This is a genomic window from Pseudomonas sp. MAFF 730105, from assembly GCF_055380705.1.
The window spans coordinates 4,132,049-4,150,823 of sequence record NZ_AP018438.1; the positions used below are offsets into that span (position 1 = coordinate 4,132,049).

Here is an 18,775-nt window from a genome sequence, read left to right on the forward strand (position 1 = left end):
TCAGTCAGTGGGCAAACAACGAATTTCCCCGCTGCCCCGCCAGCTTCTCCGGCTTGATCAGGAACCGCGCCAACGCCGGCAACAGCCACAACGCGCCGAACATGTTCCACAGCAGCATGAACGTCAGCATCAACCCCATGTCCGCCTGGAACTTGATGGCCGAGAAGATCCAGGTGCACACCCCGATCGCCAGGCACAAGCCGGTGAACAGAACGGCTTTACCCGTGGACTTCAGCGTCTGGTAATAAGCTTCCTGCAACGGCAATCCGGCCCGCAGGAAGCTTTCCAGGCGGCTGTAGATGTAGATGCCGTAGTCCACGCCAATCCCCACGCCCAACGCCACCACCGGCAGGGTCGCGACTTTCACGCCAATGCCCATGAAGGCCATCAGGGCGTTACCCAGCACCGAGGTCAGCACCAGCGGCAGCACGATGCACAGGGTCGCCGCCCAGGAGCGGAAGGTGATCATGCACATGGTCGCCACGCAGATGTACACCAGGATCAGGATGGTCAGTTCCGATTCCTTGATCACTTCGTTGGTGGCCGCTTCGATGCCGGCGTTACCGGCGGCGAGGATGAACTCCAGGCCATCGCGGTTGTTTTCCTTGGCGAAGGCCTGCACCGCCTTCACCGCGCGGTCCAGGGTCTCGGCCTTGTGGTCGTTGAGGAACACCAGCACCGGTGCCAGGGAGCAGCTGTTGTTGTACAGGCCATCGGCCCGGGCAATGGAGTTGTTCAGCACGTCAGGGTTGCGCGACAGGGTTTCCCATTTCAGGTTGCCCTCGTTCATGCCCTTGATCATCTGCTTGGACACGGTCACCAGGGAAATCGCCGATTGCACGCCCTCGGTGTTCTGCATCTTCCACATCAAGTCATCGATCGGTGCCATGGCTTCATAGCGCGAGCAGCCTTCGGCCTTGGTCTTGACCATCACCACCAGCACGTCGGAACTGGTGGAGTAGTTGCTGATGATGAAGTTGTTGTCCTGGTTGTAGCGCGAGTCGGGACGCAGTTCCGGCGCACCCTGGTCGAGGTCGCCGATCTTCAGGTTCTGGCTGTACCACAGGCCCCCACCGAAGGCGAGCACCGCCAGGGCAATGGACACCGGCGCGACCTTGGGACTGGCGAAGTTCGACAGCGACCGCCAGAACGGATGCTCGCGGGTCGCGTCTTTCTTGCTGCGCTCGACGGCGCGTTTGCTGATGCCGACGTAGGAGATGGCCACCGGCAGCAGGATCAGGTTGGTGAACACGATCACCGCCACGCCGATGGACGCCCCGATGGCCAGCTCACGGATCACGCCGATGTCGATGATCAGCAAGGTAATGAAACCCACCGCATCCGCCAGGATCGCGATCATCCCCGGCAGGAACAGTTGCCGGAACGTGCGCCGCGCCGCGGTCAGGGCGTTGTCCGCCTCGCTGGACTGCAAGGCGATGCCGTTGATTTTCTGCACCCCGTGGGAAATCCCGATGGCGAAGATCAGGAACGGCACCAGCATCGAATACGGATCCAGCCCGAACCCGGCCGCGTGCATCAGCCCCAACTGCCAGACCACCGCCACCAGCGTGGTGCTCAACACCGCGACGGTGCTGCGCATGCAGTGGGTGAACCAGTACAGCAGAACCAGGGTGATGACGAAGGCCACGCCGAAGAACATCACCACCATGATCAGGCCATCGATCAGGTCACCGACCTTCTTCGCGAAACCGACGATGTGGATCTGTACGTTGGGGTTCTGGGCTTCGAACTTGTGGCGGATCTTGTCTTCGAGCTCATGGGAGAACTTCTGGTAGTCCAGCTTCAGCAACTTGCCCTGGTCCTGGGGATCCGGGTAGGACTCCAGCAACGGGATGTCGACGATGCTCGATTTGAAATCGTTGGCCACCAGGCGTCCGACCTGGCCGGACTTGAGCACGTTGTTGCGCAGCAGTTCGAGGCTGTCGGCCGAGCCGTTGTAGCTCTGGGGAATCACCTCGCCGCCGGCGAAGCCCTCTTCCGTCACTTCGGTCCAGCGCACGCTCGGGCTCCACAGCGACTTGAGGCCGGAACGGTCGACACCGGAAATGTAAAAGACCTCGTCATGGATCTGGCGCAGGGTCTCCATGTAGTCCTTGGAGAAGATGTCGCCGTTGGTGGCCTCCACGGAAATCCGTACGGTGTTGCCGAGGTTCGCCAGGTCGTTGCGGTGTTCGAGCATCTTCTCGATGAACGGATGCTCGAGAGGGATCATTTTTTCGAAGCTGGTGGACGGACGGATCAGCGTGGCCTGCCAGAACAGGAAAATACTGACCAACAGGCAAATGACGATCACTGCCGGGCGGTTGTTGAAAATCAGGCGCTCGAGGAACGTCGCCTTGTCTTGGTGATGACTGCTCATGGGGTCCGCCTTCTTGTTATTGTGCCCGACTCATATCCGCGGCTCATTTGTTCAGTTCAGCGCCGCTGGCGGTGGTGGTGCGTACGCCCCCCTGCCCAGCCAGGATCAGGTTGCCATTGCCCGCCGCCGTGACGGCTGCCACGGAAATCCGGTCCGGGCGGTTGAAGACGCTGAAGGTCACGCCGTCGTCGGTGCTGCGCACCACGCTGCCGCCGTTGCCGACGATCACGATGGAGCCGTCCGGCAACAAGGTCGCCCCTGACAAGCCAAACTCCAGGGCACCCCGGGCGGCCTTGAGTTCGATCTGCTCCCAGGAGCCACCGAAATCGGTGGAGCGATAGAGGTTGCCGCGCAAACCGTAGGCCAGCAGCGTCGAAGGCTGGGCGGTGCCGATGACACCGAAAAGCGAACCTTCGTATGGGCCTTCGAGCTTCTCCCAGGTCTGGCCCCAGTCGGCGGAGCGGAACATGCTGCCGGCCTCGCCGACGATGAACAGCCCGGCGTCTTTGACCGCGGCGATGGCGTTGAGGTGGAACTGATCTTCGTTGTCGAGACGGTCGCTGGCGTCTTCCCAGTGCTTGCCACCGTCGGTGGTTTCGAGCAACGCACCGTAGGCGCCCACGGCGAACCCCTGGCTGGCGTCCTTGAACCAGACGTCCAGCAGCGGCGCTTCACGGGTGAGGTCTTCGTACTGCCGGGTCCAGGTGCTGCCGCCGTCTTCGCTGGCGAGGATCTGCGCATCGTGCCCCACGGCCCAGCCATGCTTGTCATCGACGAAGAACACGGCGGTGAGCAGTTGGCGGGTCGGCACCTTGGCCTGGGTCCAGGAAGCGCCCTGGTCGTCCGAATAGACAATGTGCCCACGATCACCGACCGCCACCAGCCGCTGGCCGGCGTGAACCACGTCGAGCATCAGGGTCTTGCTGGCCTTGGCCGATTCGACCGAATAGATGACATCGGTTGTCGTGGCTGCAACGGCCAGCGCCGGTGCCGACAACACCACAGAGCCCAGCAGCGAGAGCGCCGAGGCCAGCAACGCGACTCGGCGCAGCACCGGCTGGTGGGCGCGACCCACGGCCATGACAGGCTCGTTCATAGACCTTTTCCCCCATTATTATTGTTAGGCCATTCGGCCTTTCAGGGCGCCGTAGGCAGCTCGATCGGGGCGCAAACCTGCAATCTAGAGCCACTTCGGAAGCTGACCTATCCTATCGGGCTTTCGGAAGGCCTGACAATCGACGCCGCGTTATCTTTTGTTAACCAGGGGGGTTGGCGCAGGGGGTGAATGGCGGGGTATTCGGTGGGGTGATGGCTGCATTTCACGGCATCGATCGTTCCCAGCTCTGCGTGGGAATGCAGCCATCGACGCTCAGCGTCCGCTTTGAGGCATGACGCAGAGCGTCACCAGATGCATTCCCACGCGGAGCGTGGGAACGATCAGGGCGCCTGCGATGCGCTCCAGTTATCGATCGTTCCCACGCTCTGCGTGGGAACGCAGCCATCGACGCTCAGCGTCCGCTTTGGGCCATGACGCAGAGCGTCACCAGATGCATTCCCACGCGGAGCGTGGGAACGATCAGGGCGCCTGCGATGCGCTCCAGTTATCGATCGTTCCCACGCTCTGCGTGGGAATGCAGCCATCGACGCTCAGCGTCCGTTTTGAGGCGTGACGCAGAGCGTCACCAGATGCGTTCCCACGCGGAGCGTGGGAACGATCAGTGCTCCTGCGTGGGAACGATCAATGAGTCAAGCCAGGCTCTTGCTCACCACCTCGAACACATCACTGGACAGCGCGCCAGTCGCCAGGATGCGCTCCAGCTCGGCTTTCATCAACGCCTGGCGGGCGCTGTCGTATTTGCGCCAGCGGGTCAGCGGCGCCAGTTGTCGCGAGGCGATCTGCGGGTTGAAGCCGTTGAGCTGGATGACCAGATCCGCCAGGAAGCGGTAACCCGAACCGTCGGCGGCGTGGAAGTTGATCAGGTTCTGCCCGGCGAACGCACCGATCAGCGCCCGCACCTTGTTCGGGTTCTTGATGTTGAACGCCGGGTGCTCCATCAGCGCCTTGACCCGCGCCAGGCCCCCCGGCAGCGGGCTGCCGGCCTGGACGCTGAACCATTGGTCCATGACCAGCGGGTTGCCCTTGAAGTTTTCCGCAAACACTTGCAGCGCCCGGGCCTTCTCGGTTTCGAACGGAGAATTGACCAGCACCGCCAGCGCCGTGAGGCGTTCGGTCATGTTGTCGGCGCTGTCGAACTGCTCCAGGGTGGCACTCAGCACCTCGGGCTTGTCCGTCAGCATCAGGTACGACAAGGCGATGTTCTGCAAGGCACGGCGGGCAAAATGCTCGGCTTCGGCCACATAAGGTGTGCGCTTCGACAGGTCGCGGTTGGCCTCGTAGCGCAACCACAAGGCTTCGAACAGGTTGTCGGCCAGTTGCTGGCGAGCGAACTCACGGGCGGCATGGATCGCCTCGACGTCAGCCACTTCGCTGATTTCCGTCAGATAGGCTTCGCTTGGCAGCGAGAGCATTTCCGCGACCATGGCCTGATCCAGGGATTCGTCCGACAGTACCGTGCGCAATGCGCTGACCAGACGTGGGTCCAGCACCAGGCTCTCGCCCTTCTGATGCTGGGCAATCAGTTCCTGCAACACCTGCACCGACAGTTGCTGGCCGGCATCCCAGCGGTTGAAGCCGTCGCTGTCGTGCTGCATCAGGAACATCAGTTGGTCGCGGTCGTACGGGAAGCTCAGCTTCACCGGCGCCGAGAAGCCCCGCAGCAAGGACGGCAGCGGTTTTTCGGCGATGTCGACAAACGTGAAGGTCTGCTCGGCCTCGGTCACCGAGATCACCCGGGACGTGCCGTTTGCCGCCGCCTCGCCGCTCAGGCGCAGCGGGATCTCGGCGCCCTGGCTGTCCAGCAGGCCCAGCTCGACGGGAATCACGAACGGCAGCTTTTCCGCCTTGTCCGGGGTCGGCGGGCAGCTTTGGCGGAAGGTCAGGCTGTAGGTCCGGGCGGCCGCGTCAAAGGACTCGCTGACCGCCAGCCGTGGCGTACCGGCCTGGCTGTACCAGCGCTTGAACTGGGTCAGGTCAACGCCGTTGGCATCCTCCATGGCCTTGACGAAATCGTCGCAGGTCACGGCCTGGCCGTCGTGGCGCTGGAAATACAGGTCGCTGCCCTTGCGGAAGCCCTCAGGGCCCAGCAGCGTGTGGATCATGCCGACCACTTCCGAGCCCTTTTCGTACACGGTCAGGGTGTAGAAGTTGGAAATCTCGATGAAGCTGTCCGGGCGCACCGGATGGGCCATGGGGCCGGCATCTTCGGCGAACTGATGGGTACGCAGGTAGGCCACGTCCTGGATACGCTTGACGGTGGCGGAGTTCATGTCGGCCGAGAACCCGGCGTCGCGGAACACCGTGAAGCCTTCCTTGAGCGACAGCTGGAACCAGTCGCGGCAGGTCACGCGGTTGCCCGACCAGTTATGGAAATACTCGTGGGCGACGATGGCCTCGACCCGCTGGTGCGCGGCATCGGTAGCGGTTTCGGCACGGGCCAGCACCGCGCTGGAGTTGAAGATATTGAGGCCCTTGTTCTCCATGGCGCCCATGTTGAAGTCGTTGACCGCGACAATCATGAAGATGTCCAGGTCGTATTCACGGCCGTACACCTCCTCGTCCCAGCGCATGGACTTCTTCAGGCTGGTCATGGCGTGCTGGCATTTGTCGATGTTTTCCGGCTCGACATAGATGCGCAGCGCCACGGTGCGTTCGGTCATGGTGGTGAAGGTGTCTTCGACGCACCACAGGTCACCGGCCACCAGGGCGAACAGGTAGGCGGGCTTCTTGAACGGGTCTTCCCAGGTCACCCAATGCCGGCCGTCCTCGCCGGGACCACTGGCAATCGGGTTGCCGTTGGACAGCAGCACCGGATAGCTGTGCTGCTCGGCCACCACGGTGGTGGTGAACTTGCTCATGACGTCCGGGCGGTCGAGGTAGTAGGTGATCTTGCGGAAACCTTCGGCCTCGCACTGGGTGCAGAACATGCCGCCGGATTTGTACAGGCCCTCCAGGGCCGTATTGGTTTCCGGGTGGATCCGCACAGTGGTGTCGACCGTGAACGCCTGGGCCTTGGGCTGCAAGGTCAGGTGGCTGTCGTCCAACTGGTAATCGCCCGACGCCAGGTCGGTGTCGTCGAGCTTGATGGAGACCAGTTCCAGATGCTGCCCGTCGAGCACCAGCGGCGGCAGCCCGGCACCGCGCTCGGGGTTGCGACGCATCACCAGTTGCGCATGGACCACGCTGTGGTCCTCGAACAACTCGAAGGTCAGGTGTGTCTCGTCGATCAGGTACTCGGGAGCCTGATAGTCCTTCAGGTAGATCATCTTCGGTTGTTCGGTGCGCATGGGTCGAATCCTTCTACTGATGCACGGCGAGCTGGTAAGCCGTGTATTTACGAATGTTGATCACGCCGGTGTCGAAAATCAGGTACTGGCCCTTGATCCCCAGCAGCGTGCCTTCGGCAATCGGGTCCTTGTCCAGGTTGAAGCTGACGATCTTGGCCGGGTATTGCTCCACCGGGTAACGGATCTCCAGCGGTTCGACGTCCGCTATGGTCTGGATCGCCTGCAGGCCGAATCGTTCCTGCAAGCCCTGCAGTCCCTGGGCGCAACTTTCAAACAACGAATCGCGGATCCGCGGCAGGTCCACCGCGACCGCATCGCCCTTGAGCAAGGCGCGCCAGTTGGTCTTGTCCGCCACCTGGCTGCGGAACAGGTCTTCGACGAACCCCGACTGCTGACGCGTGGCCACCCGCAGGATCGGCAACGCCTGGCTCGCACCCTGGTCCAGCCAGCGGGTCGGCAGTTGCGTGGCGCGGGTAATCCCGACCTTCACGCCCGAGGAGTTGGCCAGGTACACCACATGATCGGTCATGCAGAACTGCTCGCCCCACGCCGGCTCACGGCAGGTGCCCGCGTCGAAATGGCAGCGCTCGGGGCTCATGATGCACACATCGCATTGCGCCAGCTTGGTCATGCAGGGGTAGCAATAACCCTGGCTGAAACTGGTCTTGGTCCGGCGCCCGCAGTGGCTGCAGTGGATCGCGCCAAGAAACTCCAGGCGCACCGTGCTGCCGATCAACGGGTTGACCGGCACCTCGACATCGCCCAGGCGAAAGGCATATTGAACGGTCGGCCCGTCCAGGCGCGCCGACATTTTGCTGATTGCACCGCGGCCAATCTCGATCAATGGATGGCATCCGACTTGAACAGGATGTTCGGCACCTCGATCGACTTCGACTGGCACTCCTGCGGGCCCATGTAACCGGTGCGCTCTTCTTCGGGCAGGTTCTGGATTTCCCAGGCGATCATTGCCTGCAACGACAACTCGCGCTGTTCGGCGGTGAGCTTGTTGCCATCGGCCCATTTACCGATTTCCACGGCCAGCTTCAGGCTTTTGTAGATGTCCGGGGTGATGTTCTGGATCATTTCGTTGAACGAGGACATGGGGTCTCCGCGCGTTCGTTTAAGTGCCAATAATAAAAAAAGGTAAAGCTGACTATTGGGGCATTCGTATCATTGCCGGGGCATCTTACGGCGGGCGAAGAGCCCACCCAACAAGCCCGTGAAGCAGCCGACGAGCAGGCCGCCGACGTGGGCCCCGTTGGCGATTTCTCCGAAACCGATCATCGAGACCAGCCCGGACAGGCACAGCGCCAGCCACACCAGCATCATCACCAGGACCCCACGGGGCAAGTGATAAGTCGGGTTCGGCGACAGCAGTTGATAGATCCAGCAGTGTCCCAGCAGACCGTACAACACACCGGACAAACCGCCGAACAGCGTCGCACCGCTGAACAAATACTGGACGAAATTGGACACGAAGCTGAACAGCAGCGTCAGCCCGAGCAGGTTGATACTGCCCTGGCGCGCTTCGATCCGTCGCCCCAGCTCCCAGTACCACATGCCATTCATGGCGATGTGCAGGAAACCGAAGTGAATCAGCATCGGTGTCACCAGGCGCCACCACTGCCCCGCCGCCAGGCTGTCGGCCAGGGGCGAGAACTGGATGTAGTCACCGACGACACGAAACTCCAGGAAGGTCAGCCACCGCAGGGCCTGGAGATTGTCCCCCAGCAAAGTCACGGCGCTGACAATCAGGCTCAGCAACAGCACCAGGGTGGTGACGGGGCTTCGGGTCAGTTGCTCGACGATCCCGGGCCGCCGCGAGCCAGTGCCCATGGTCGGGAGTTCCAACAGTTGCTCCGGATCGCCCACCGGAAAGCGCGCGTACAGGGAGCGCACGTCTTCACCGATCTCGTCCGGCACCCAAAGCACCTGCTCGCCCGCTTCTTCGCTGACGCGATGGGGCACTTGCATGCGCTGCAACAGCTTGACGAAGCCGCTCAGGTCCACGGTCAAAGGCAGGCGCAACACCGCAACGAGGCTCATTTGACCATCTCCGGACGTTCCACATCGACCCAGACGAACTTGTGCGGGTCCAGATGGGTTTCCTGGTCCAGGCGATAGGCGGCCAACTTGCCGTAGAGCACGGCGCTGTAGTCCAGGCATGCCAGGTTCGCGCGGATCGGCGCGGGTTTGCCGCTGCGCCAGTAATGACCGACAAACAGCAGTGGCTCATCGGCGCCGTAGCGCAGCAGGTTGTTCTTTTCATCCGGGGACAGTGGCCTGCGTGCCACCGGCTCGGGCAAGGCATCGGGTTGGAACACGATGTCCCCGTAGGTTTTCGGATCGTCCTCCCAGAACTTGGTGCGGAAGAACGAACGGGTCAGGCCATCGCCCCCGGTCAGGGTCATGCCGTGGGGCAGGCGCATGTCGGTGCCACGCAGCAGGCGGTCGAACACCGTGCAGGCGAAACTGCCCGTCTGCGCCGAGGCCTGGAGAAAGTGTTCGTCGATCCGGGCGTCCGGGAACAGACCACGCAACGGTTCGATCAGGCCGGCGTCCCAGCAGGCGTGCACCACCCGGAAGCGACCGGCATCGATCAACAGCGGCAGTTCATAGAACCACTGGAGGAAATCGTGCCATTCGTCGGGGTACTGCTCGAACTGGGTCAGGGTTTCGTTGAGCAGGCGGGCATGGCGCGGCGTGTGTTCACGCACATACCGCTGGCCGCTGCCGGGCAGTGCCGGTGTGCTCCAGCCCAGGGCGTTGAACTCGTGGTTGCCCATGATGCACAACGCCTGGCCGGCCACGACCATGTCGCGGACGATATGCAACGCCTCGCGGATCCGCGGCCCACGGTCGATGATATCGCCCAGGAACACGGCCATGCGCGACGGATGGCGCCAGACCCCGCCCTGCTTGTGGTAACCGAGTCGGTCCAGCAGGTGTTCCAGGGTCAGGGCGCATCCGTGCACGTCACCGATCAGATCGTAACTGCGCGCAGGATCGAGCATCAGTCGCCTCTACCTCCCAATCGACTGCCCCAGCCGAGCTTGGTCCGGCAGACTTCGTAGTAATTGTGATCCAGCGGATGGATCAGGCGCAGCTTCTGCGCCTTCTTGCTGACGGTGATGGTGTCGCCCGGCGCGCAGGTGAAATGGTTCTGGCCATCGCAGGACACTTGCGGGTAGATCTGCATATCCTTGGACACGACGATTTTCAGCTCACTGTTGCCATCGACCACGATGGGTCGCCCAGACAAGGTATGGGGGTACATGGGCACAATCACAATAGCGTCGAGCTTGGGGTGCATGATCGGGCCACCGGCGGACAGCGCGTAGGCAGTGGAACCGGTGGGCGTGGCGACGATCAGGCCGTCAGCCTTCTGGCTGCAGACGAACTGGCCATCGATGTACAACTCGAATTCGATCATGCGCGTGGATTTGCCGGGGTGCAGCACCACGTCATTGAGGGCGTCGCCCTGGCCGATGGCCTCGGCGTGACGGCGGACCTCGGCTTGCAGCAGGAAGCGGTTTTCCACCAGGTAATGGCCGTCGAGCACCTCGGCCACTTTGGTTTCCAGCTCATCGGGGCGGATATCGGTGAGGAAACCGAGGCTGCCGCGGTTGATCCCCAGCACCGGAATGTTGTGCCGCGCCAGGGCTCGTGCGGCCCCCAGCAGGCTGCCGTCACCGCCAACCACGATCACCATGTCGCAGACTTCGCCGAGCATCTTGCGCGACGACGTCTGCAGGCCATGGCCCGGCAGCACTTCGGCGATGGTATCTTCGAGGATCACATGCAGGTGTCGCTCCAGGAGAAAACGTTTGAGGCGGCGAACGGTGTCCAGGACCTGCGAACTGCCCAGGCGACCGATGATGCCGATATTGCGAAATTGCTCCATGGGGCTCCTGCGAGGGTCTGCGGCGGGCGAAAAACCCGATTATGGGCGAAAGCGGCCCATAGACAAAATTCTTTAAGCCTTCTCTACAGGCTATGCTCGCAAAATGATCCTGCTTCCCGAATTGCTGGACCTGCCCCGCCGCTTGCGCCATCCCGAGGTGCGCGATCTTGCGTGGGTGATACTCGCCCCGCCGATGCTCATCGACACGCCCTGGCCCCAACGTCATCCCCTGACCGGCAGCGATTGGGTGCAACACCCCCACCGACTGGAACATTGGCTGCAGCAGCTGGACCGCGACAGCTACCCGCTGCTGCACTGGTTGTCCCAGGGACGAACCCAGCGCCTGGGCCTCTATTACGAACGGCTATGGCAATTTGCTGTGCAGCATGCGCCGGGCATCGAGCTGATCGCCGCGAACCTGCCGATCCGCCGCGAAGGCCAGACCCTGGGTGAACTCGACCTGCTGCTGCGCGATAAGGACGGCATCCATCACCTGGAACTGGCGATCAAGCTGTACCTCGGACCGCAACAGGGCGATGGCCGGGACACCGCGCAGTGGCTCGGCCCGGGCTGCCATGACCGGCTCGACCGTAAACTGACTCATCTGCGGGAGCACCAACTGCCGATCTCGGCGCGCCCGGAAAGCCGGGAAGCCCTGGGGGCACTGGGCATTGAACCGTCGGGGCTCGAGTTGTTTCGCTCCGAGCTCTGGCTGGGGGGCTACCTGCTCTATCCCTGGCCCGGACAGGCCGAACCGCCAAGCGGCGCGCATCCCAGGCACCTGCGGGGCAGTTGGCTGCGCCAACGGGACTGGCCGGCGTTCATTGCCCAGCGCCCGCCGGGCCGCTGGCAACCCCTGCCCCGCGCCGCCTGGCTGGCGCCGGCCCACTATCCGGCGGAGCAGACCTGGAGCATTGCTCAACTGGACGCTTGGCGAATGGCCCTGGACCCAATGGCGCCCGCACAACTGATGGTGCGCCTGAGTGAAAACGCCGAAGGTGAGTGGGAAGAGGCCGAGCGGGTGTTCCTGGTGGCGGATCTTTGGCCGGATGTGCCGGGCAATGGTTGAGTTTTGTGCTGCCTGGGCGGCCCCCATCGCGAGCAGGCTCGCTCCCACAATGGATCTTCAGTGAACACAAGTTTTGTGTTTGTCATACTCCCCTGTGGGAGCGAGCCTGCTCGCGATAGCGTCGCTACGGTCTAGAAGGACAAACGCAACGCCAACGCCGCCAACGTCACCAGCAACACCGGCACCGTCAACACCACGCCAACCTTGAAGTAGTAGCCCCAGCCAATCCGGATATCCTTGCGCGCCAGCACATGCAGCCATAGCAGCGTTGCCAGGCTGCCGATCGGCGTGATCTTCGGCCCCAGGTCGCTGCCGATGACATTGGCGTAGACCATCGCTTCCTTCACCGCGCCAGTGGCATGACTGGCGTCAATGGACAAGGCACCGACCAGCACCGTCGGCAGGTTGTTCATGACCGACGAGAGCAACGCCGTCAACACCCCGGTGCCCATGGCCGCGCCCCACACGCCGTAACCGGCGAACACGTCGAGCCAGCGGGCCAGGGAGTCGGTCAGTCCGGCATTGCGCAAGCCGTAGACCACCAGGTACATGCCCAGGGAAAAGATCACGATCTGCCACGGCGCTTCCTTCATGGCTTTGCGGGTGGAGATCTTGTGACCGCGAGCGGCTACGGCCAGCAGCAACGCGGCGCAGACAGCCGAAATGGCACTGATGGGAATGCCCAGGGGCTCCAGGGCAAAGCACCCCAGTAACAGAATCACCAACACGGCCCAGCCGGCATAGAACGTCGCGGTGTCGTGGATGGCACTCGCCGGATCGTCCAGTTGATGCGGGTCGTAGTCACGGGGGATATCGCGACGGAAAAACCACATCAGGATCGCCAGGCTGGCCGCCACGGCCACCAGGTTCACCGGCACCATCACCGCCGCGTAGCGGTTGAAGCCGATGCCGAAGAAGTCCGCCGAGACGATATTCACCAGGTTCGACACCACCAGCGGCAGGCTCGCGGTGTCGGCAATGAAACCGGCCCCCATCACGAAAGCCAGGGTCGCCGCCGGGGAAAAGCGCAGGGCCAGCAGCATGGAAATCACGATGGGCGTGAGGATCAGCGCCGCGCCGTCATTGGCGAACAACGCCGACACCAGCGCACCGAGCAGCACCATGTAGGCGAACAGCTTGCGCCCACTGCCCCGCCCCCACCGGGCCACGTGCAGCGCCGCCCAGGCGAAAAAACCCGCTTCGTCCAGCAACAGGCTGATGATGATCAGCGCAACGAAGGTACCGGTGGCATTCCAGATGATATGCCACACCAGAGGGATGTCGCTGATCTGCACCACCCCGCTCAACAACGCCAGCAGCGCGCCGAACGTCGCGCTCCAGCCAACGCCGAGCCCTTTGGGCTGCCAGATCACCAGGGTAATGGTCAGGAGAAAAATCAATGACGCGACAAGCATGCGCTACAGCCTTGGAAGGAGGGATTGATAAGAAACGTCAGCAGCAACGCGCCACCGGACGATCGGCCATCGCCGCCAGGCGCTCGACATCCGCCGCCAGCCAGGCCGCATTGGCCGCCAGCGCCTGCTCCAGCAACGTGCGGATCCAGGCGGGCAATTGCGGATGTAGACGGTAGTAGACCCACTGTCCTTGCCGTCGGTCACTGAGCAGGTCGGCATGACGCAACTGCGCCAGGTGCCGGGAGATTTTCGGCTGGCTCAGGTCCAGGGCGGCGGTGAGTTCACAGACACACAACTCCCCCTCGCGGGCCAGCAGCAACGCAATGCGGGTTCGGGTGTCGTCGGCCAGGGCCTTGAAGACCTCGACGGGATTGTGGGGATTGGACATGACGGAAAAAAGTCTGGGGAAGCGAAGGACGAATATATGGAAGCCCGAATATTCAGTAAAGCGGCGATTGGGGTGACCGATGAACCCATGGCGAGAGAGCTTGCCCCCTCGCCATCGGGATTATCGCAGGGGCATCAGACCTTTTTATGCTGCTCGACCCACTGACCATAGGCATTGATGAATGTCTGCAGGAACGGCTTCACCGACTCCGACACATGACCCGCCTCATCGAACGCCGTGCCGGCATTGCTCAGGTAGCCTTCAGGTTGCTGCATGCACGGCACATTGAGGAACACTAGAGACTGGCGCAGATGGTGATTGGCGCCAAAACCGCCGATGGCGCCCGGCGATGCGCTGATCACTGCACCCGGTTTGCCGCTCAGGCAGCTCTGGCCATAGGGACGCGAACCGACGTCGATGGCGTTCTTCAACGGTGCCGGCACGGAACGGTTGTACTCCGGGGTGACGAACAGCAAGGCATCGGCTGCGCCTACCCGTTGGCGGAAGGTGCTGTAGGCAGCCGGGGGCGAGGCATCAATGTCTTCGTTGTAGAGCGGCAGGTCGCCTATCTCGACGATCTCCAGCTTCAGGTTGGCAGGCGCCAGGTCCGCCAGTGCCAGTGCCAACTTGCGATTGATCGACGCCTTGCGCAGGCTTCCCACTAAAACGGCCACTGTATAGACATTACTCATTGGATGTTCTCGGCTAGGGATCAAAGGGGACTCTATTTATAGATGATCGGGCGGATTATTGGACCAGCGGAAAGTCGAAAACCGGCCGCTTGGACTATTTTTTTCTTGTAGGAAAACTTACCGCGCATGGGCAAGGTCTACAGAACCGTAAATCGAGTGATCTATTTCCAGAGGTTCTAAGCAATGGCAGCAGTACTTGTCGGACAATTTCATGCGCGGGACGCCGAAGGTCGCGTCTATTCGGTGCATGAATTCCAGGAATCGACCCCGTCGCCGGACGGAAACGGCAAGGAGCCTGTCACCACTTACAAACTGGCCATCGGTGATCGGGTCAGCAAGCTCGATGAGGACAGGTTCCTGCTGGTACAGTCCGGCATTGAATTGGTGCGCGAACCCGAAACGCAAATAGCTTTATGACATAAGCAGAAGTCATGCCCGGACTTGGGTTAGGATTCAGCCATTCAATGGCTCTCCCGCCGCACACGGACTTCTTGCATGCGACTACGCCACATCGAAGTGATCCAGGCGCTGCTGCAGACCGGCCACCTGGGCACGGCGGCCGAATGGCTGCAATTGCCGGTCGCTGAAGTCGAGTCGACCCTGCGCGATGCCGAAGCTCAACTGGGCTTCATGTTGTTCGCCAGCGTGCGCGGACGCTTGCAGGCCACTCGGGAAGCCCTTGAACTGCGCGACGGCATCACCGGCGTGTATGACGCCCTTGAGCCGGTGCAGCGCTTGGCCAGCAGTTTGAAACACTACCAGGCGCCGCCCCTGCGGATCATCTGCACCCCGCCACTGGCCCAGCAATTATTGCCCCGCAGCATGGCTGCCCTGCGCCGCCGCTACCCGGATGCGCCATGCACGCTGCTGAGCCAGCCGACCCGTGAGATCGTCCGCAGCCTGCTGCTGCGCGACAGCGACCTGGGTCTGAGCCTGCACGACCCCGAGCACCCCGATATCCATTGCCAGATGATCGCCCAGGGCAAACTGCAATTGCTCGCACCTCACGGCTGGCTGCAGCCACGACAAAAGTACATTTCGCTTCAGGATCTGGCGGGCCAGTCGTTGGTGGGGCTCGATGGCCAGGACCCGCTGAGCCCCGCATTCGACAACAAACTCGGAGCGCTGCGCCCGGCGCCGGTGATCCAGATCCGCGTCCAGACTCACCAGATGATGCGGGCCATGGTCGAGGCCGGCGAAGGCCTGGCCATCGTCGACCCCTTCACCGCCTCGGGCGCCAAGGATGGCGGGTTGGACGTATGCCCGGTGTCGCCCGCAATCCCCATCTGCCTCTACGCCCTGCACCTGACCGGTACGCCCCCGTCACCCACGCTTCAAGCGCTGCTGGAGCTGGTTACGGAACAAGCCGAGGCGTTGCTGAACCATTGACCGACATGCCCAACGGATCGTCGAACAACCGGTACCAGAACAACGCCACTTCGGCGGTATGCCGGTCGATCCCGCGATAGCGCAGCTGATCAATGCCGCCGAGCACATAACCGCAGCGCTCATAGAGCCGGCAAGCCCCCAGGTTGTTGTTCTGGGTTTCCAGCATGATCCCCGGCAGTTTTTTCTTGCGACTCCAGAATTGCGCCACGTCGAGCAAGGCCTTGGCCACCCCATGACGACGGGCCGGGGCATGCACCGCCAGTTCGTCGATGTGGGCAAAGCCGTTCCAGTTGGTACTGACCACCAGATGCCCTACCGGCTGGTCGTCCAGGTAGGCCATGAAGATTTCGCTGTCCGGCGCGTCGTGGAAGCTGCTGAACTCTTCCGGGTCGATGCCATAGCACTTCTGATAGGGGGCAATGGGCGTGACCAGCCATTGGCTCACGGGACGGCCGATCTGCGCGGTGCCATAGGCGCTGACTTCGAAACTGAAATCACTGCCCCATATATACGCAGCGAAGCCGTCATCGACGACCCGCACCGACAGGCCAGGGTGTTTGGGATTCATGACCGATTGCATACTGGTTAAAGTCCTCATTCCTTGAGCCAACCAACGGCACGTTGCAATCCATTGCCCTTGCCTCTCGAAACTGTGTACATCAAGCGGCTACCCATGGACTGCCGTTACCTCAGGTTAGAAGGTACTGGCGATTGTGGCGAGAAATGAACAATAAACAATGACCCCACCGTCCTGTGGGAGCGAGCCTGCTCGCGATAGCGGTGTGCCAGTCATCTCGTGAGTGACTGTTCGACCGCTATCGCGAGCAGGCTCGCTCCCACAGGGGTTCAATCGTCAATTCCTCACTGGCCGGCTTCAGCCAACTGCGTCCACAGGGCTGGAGCACCGGCGGACTTGGCGATGGCTTCCAGGCGCGCGACATGTTCGGCCAGGTCGGCTTCACTGGCACGAATGATCCGGGCGGGCCGACGGTCGGCGGGCAAGCGACGAATTTCGCTGGCCTGGGCACCCGAGCCTTCGCCGGTCCCATTGCCGTCCGACGCGTTACCGGCCAGGGACAGGCTGGTCTGGCCGCCGGTCATCGTCAGGTAGACGTCGGCAAGGATCTCGGAGTCGAGCAAGGCGCCGTGCAGTTCACGGCCGGAGTTATCGACGCCATAACGCTTGCACAAGGCGTCGAGGCTGTTGCGCTGCCCCGGGTGCCGCTCGCGAGCCATGAGCAGGGTGTCGAGAATGGTGCAATGCTGGCTGATATCGGCCCGGTCGTGCTGCCCCATCAAGGCGAATTCGTTGTTGATGAAGCCAACGTCGAACGCCGCGTTGTGAATGATCAGTTGCGCGCCCTGGATGAACTCGAAGAATTCATCGGCCACTTCGGCGAAACGCGGCTTGCCCACCAGGAATTCGTTAGTGATGCCGTGGACACCGATGGCGCCCTCGTCACTTTCGCGGTCCGGTTGCAGATAGACATGGAAATGGCGACCGGTCAGCCGCCGACCGATCAGCTCGACACAGCCGATCTCGATAATCCGGTGACCATCGGTCACCGGCATGCCGGTGGTTTCGGTATCCAGTACTACAGATCTGTTGGCCATCAGTGTTCAGCTCTCAACGGGCGTGCTTGCAAAGGCGGGGATGGTAACACGCTCAAGGAAAACTGCCGCAGTCAGAGCTGTGGGAGCAACGCTTGCCCGCGATGCAGTCGATGCGGTCTTTGGAGTAGAGGCGTCTGTTTCGCGAGCAAGCTTTGCTCCCACGGAGCCCCTCCCCGCAGGGGGCTTCGCTGAAGTATCAAGCCTGCTTGTAACCCCGCACCTCATCCACCCCACGGTTGGCCAACTGGTCGGCCCGTTCGTTGCCGTGGTGGCCGATGTGCCCGCGAACCCACTTCCAGGTCACGTTATGGCGGCTGACCTGCTCGTCCAGGAGCTTCCAGAGGTCGGCATTCTTCACCGGTTCCTTCGCGGCCGTCTTCCAGCCGCGCTTCTTCCAGTTGGCCATCCACTCGTTGATGCCTTTCATCACATATTGCGAGTCGGTCACCAGCAATACATCGCAGGGGCGCTTGAGCTCTTCCAGGCCGCGGATGGCGCCCATCAGCTCCATGCGATTGTTGGTGGTATTGGCTTCGCCTCCCCAGAGTTCCTTCTCCACGCCCTTGAAGACCAACAGCGCGCCCCAGCCGCCCGGGCCGGGATTGCCCTTGCAGGCGCCGTCAGTGAAGAGTTCTACGCTATCGCTCATGCCCATCCATCCAGAAAAAATGCAAAGGCCTGCCGGTCGGGACCGCCAACCTCCAGGTTGACCATGCCGGGCAGGCCATCAGAAACGGTTATGGCTCGATATGGCGACGATTGACCTTGGCCATCGGCAAGGGAATCAGCTTGCCCATCGGCTCGCGTCGCACCTGGCGCACCGGGCGCAGCCCGACTGCGATCTTGCGCGCCACCAGCAGATAGAAGCCGCCACCGGACAGTTGCCAGTCGCCGGCCCTGCGCTCCCACCCGGCCAGGCGGGCTTGCCACTTGGGCGACGCAAGCGGCGGACGATAGCACCCGAAGCGGCGTTTCTCCAGCGCGAAGCCCAGCAGGTTGAGCCAGTCGCCCACCCTGGATGCCGAGATGCAGCGGGCCTGGCGCAGGGCGTCATGGGCGAAAACGTGGCGCAGCCCCCAACTGCTCCAGGGATTGAGGCCGATGATCAACAGATGCCCACCCGGACGCACGCTGCTGGCGGCTTCACGCAGCAGGCCGTGGGGGGACAGGCAGAAATCCAGGCCGTGTTGCATCACCACCACATCGGCGGCGTGCTCGCTCAGCGGCCAGGCCTGCTCCTCGCAGACGATCTCCACCCCGGGCAGTGGCGCGCCCAGGCGCACATTGCGCTGGACCTGCGGTGCCGATGGCGGCGTCTGCGCCGACGGACCGTAATGCACCAGGTAACCGCCGAAGAAGCGACCCAGCTCGTCTTCGAGCATGCGCCGTTCCTCTTCCAGCAAAAATTGCCCGACGGGGCCGGACAGCCATTCACGGGCTGCGCTGATCAACGCCAGCCAGTCGGGATCAGCCTGAGCGAACGCTTCGTCAGTCATTGCATTCTCCAACGCGTCAGGAAG

General features: G+C 62.4%; 18 protein-coding genes. 3 read left to right on the forward strand and 15 right to left on the reverse strand.

The genetic code is table 11. The features are described 5' to 3' along the window. Positions 1-4: 4 nt before the first annotated feature. The 8 genes from PCOSP_RS17525 to PCOSP_RS17560 all read right to left on the reverse strand — a co-directional run bounded on the left by PCOSP_RS17525 (position 5) and on the right by PCOSP_RS17560 (position 10,688). Positions 5-2,380, reverse strand: a complete 2,376-nt coding sequence (locus PCOSP_RS17525; RefSeq protein WP_175385702.1) for an efflux RND transporter permease subunit — start codon at positions 2,378-2,380, stop codon at positions 5-7. Between the two features lie 43 nt (positions 2,381-2,423). Then, on the reverse strand, positions 2,424-3,476 hold the full coding sequence (locus tag PCOSP_RS17530; protein ID WP_139648437.1) for a WD40/YVTN/BNR-like repeat-containing protein: 1,053 nt from the start codon (positions 3,474-3,476) through the stop codon (positions 2,424-2,426). Positions 3,477-4,126: 650 nt separating this feature from the next. Further along, the gene (gene pepN, locus PCOSP_RS17535) at positions 4,127-6,784 is read right to left on the reverse strand and encodes an aminopeptidase N (protein ID WP_464709168.1); all 2,658 of its coding nucleotides are present in this window, start codon (positions 6,782-6,784) and stop codon (positions 4,127-4,129) included. Positions 6,785-6,797: 13 nt separating this feature from the next. Further along, a complete protein-coding gene (locus PCOSP_RS17540) occupies positions 6,798-7,628 on the reverse strand; it encodes a DUF2797 domain-containing protein (RefSeq protein WP_024776981.1) in 831 nt (276 codons plus the stop codon). Next, complete coding sequence (locus PCOSP_RS17545) at positions 7,625-7,885, reverse strand: YeaC family protein (RefSeq protein ID WP_041024166.1); 261 nt, start codon at positions 7,883-7,885, stop codon at positions 7,625-7,627. The genes PCOSP_RS17540 and PCOSP_RS17545 overlap by 4 nt, the downstream gene beginning before the upstream one ends. A 69-nt stretch (positions 7,886-7,954) precedes the next feature. Further along, positions 7,955-8,830 (reverse strand): rhomboid family intramembrane serine protease, encoded by an 876-nt coding sequence (locus PCOSP_RS17550; RefSeq protein ID WP_175385700.1) that lies wholly within the window; start codon positions 8,828-8,830, stop codon positions 7,955-7,957. Beyond that, a complete protein-coding gene (locus tag PCOSP_RS17555; protein ID WP_373682516.1) occupies positions 8,827-9,801 on the reverse strand; it encodes a metallophosphoesterase in 975 nt (324 codons plus the stop codon). The genes PCOSP_RS17550 and PCOSP_RS17555 overlap by 4 nt, the downstream gene beginning before the upstream one ends. Continuing rightward, positions 9,798-10,688 carry an NAD(+) kinase gene (locus PCOSP_RS17560; RefSeq protein WP_024776985.1) on the reverse strand — a complete coding sequence of 297 codons (891 nt, stop codon included), beginning with the start codon at positions 10,686-10,688 and terminating at the stop codon, positions 9,798-9,800. The genes PCOSP_RS17555 and PCOSP_RS17560 overlap by 4 nt, the downstream gene beginning before the upstream one ends. Positions 10,689-10,791: 103 nt before the next feature. On the opposite strand from PCOSP_RS17560, the gene PCOSP_RS17565 reads away from it, so the two are divergent. Next, entirely contained in the window at positions 10,792-11,757 is a 966-nt protein-coding gene (locus tag PCOSP_RS17565; protein ID WP_464709170.1) for a DUF1853 family protein, read from the forward strand. A gap of 131 nt (positions 11,758-11,888) precedes the next feature. Here the strand turns inward: PCOSP_RS17565 and PCOSP_RS17570 are convergent, their stop codons facing one another. The 3 genes from PCOSP_RS17570 to PCOSP_RS17580 all read right to left on the reverse strand — a co-directional run bounded on the left by PCOSP_RS17570 (position 11,889) and on the right by PCOSP_RS17580 (position 14,252). Beyond that, complete coding sequence (locus PCOSP_RS17570) at positions 11,889-13,172, reverse strand: arsenic transporter (RefSeq protein ID WP_139648427.1); 1,284 nt, start codon at positions 13,170-13,172, stop codon at positions 11,889-11,891. A 37-nt stretch (positions 13,173-13,209) separates the two neighbouring features. Continuing rightward, positions 13,210-13,560 (reverse strand): metalloregulator ArsR/SmtB family transcription factor, encoded by a 351-nt coding sequence (locus tag PCOSP_RS17575; protein WP_139648425.1) that lies wholly within the window; start codon positions 13,558-13,560, stop codon positions 13,210-13,212. Between the two features lie 134 nt (positions 13,561-13,694). Next, a complete protein-coding gene (locus PCOSP_RS17580; RefSeq protein WP_139648423.1) occupies positions 13,695-14,252 on the reverse strand; it encodes an NADPH-dependent FMN reductase in 558 nt (185 codons plus the stop codon). Positions 14,253-14,435: 183 nt separating this feature from the next. On the opposite strand from PCOSP_RS17580, the gene PCOSP_RS17585 reads away from it, so the two are divergent. Together PCOSP_RS17585 and PCOSP_RS17590 are read left to right on the forward strand one after the other, a co-directional pair. Continuing rightward, positions 14,436-14,669 (forward strand): hypothetical protein, encoded by a 234-nt coding sequence (locus tag PCOSP_RS17585; RefSeq protein ID WP_024776992.1) that lies wholly within the window; start codon positions 14,436-14,438, stop codon positions 14,667-14,669. Positions 14,670-14,747: 78 nt separating this feature from the next. After that, entirely contained in the window at positions 14,748-15,641 is an 894-nt protein-coding gene (locus PCOSP_RS17590; RefSeq protein WP_139648421.1) for a LysR family transcriptional regulator, read from the forward strand. On the opposite strand, the gene PCOSP_RS17595 is transcribed toward PCOSP_RS17590, so the two are convergent. From PCOSP_RS17595 to PCOSP_RS17610, 4 genes are all read right to left on the reverse strand, one after another. Continuing rightward, positions 15,607-16,221: a GNAT family N-acetyltransferase gene (locus tag PCOSP_RS17595; RefSeq protein WP_139648419.1), complete on the reverse strand. Its 615-nt coding sequence runs from the start codon at positions 16,219-16,221 to the stop codon at positions 15,607-15,609. The genes PCOSP_RS17590 and PCOSP_RS17595 overlap by 35 nt on opposite strands. A 281-nt stretch (positions 16,222-16,502) precedes the next feature. Continuing rightward, positions 16,503-17,255, reverse strand: coding sequence for a DNA polymerase III subunit epsilon (gene dnaQ, locus PCOSP_RS17600; protein ID WP_139648417.1), 753 nt, complete (start codon positions 17,253-17,255; stop codon positions 16,503-16,505). A 196-nt stretch (positions 17,256-17,451) separates the two neighbouring features. Next, positions 17,452-17,904, reverse strand: coding sequence for a ribonuclease HI (rnhA, locus tag PCOSP_RS17605; protein ID WP_024776996.1), 453 nt, complete (start codon positions 17,902-17,904; stop codon positions 17,452-17,454). An 88-nt stretch (positions 17,905-17,992) separates the two neighbouring features. After that, positions 17,993-18,751 carry a class I SAM-dependent methyltransferase gene (locus PCOSP_RS17610; protein ID WP_175363698.1) on the reverse strand — a complete coding sequence of 253 codons (759 nt, stop codon included), beginning with the start codon at positions 18,749-18,751 and terminating at the stop codon, positions 17,993-17,995. Positions 18,752-18,775: the final 24 nt, after the last annotated feature.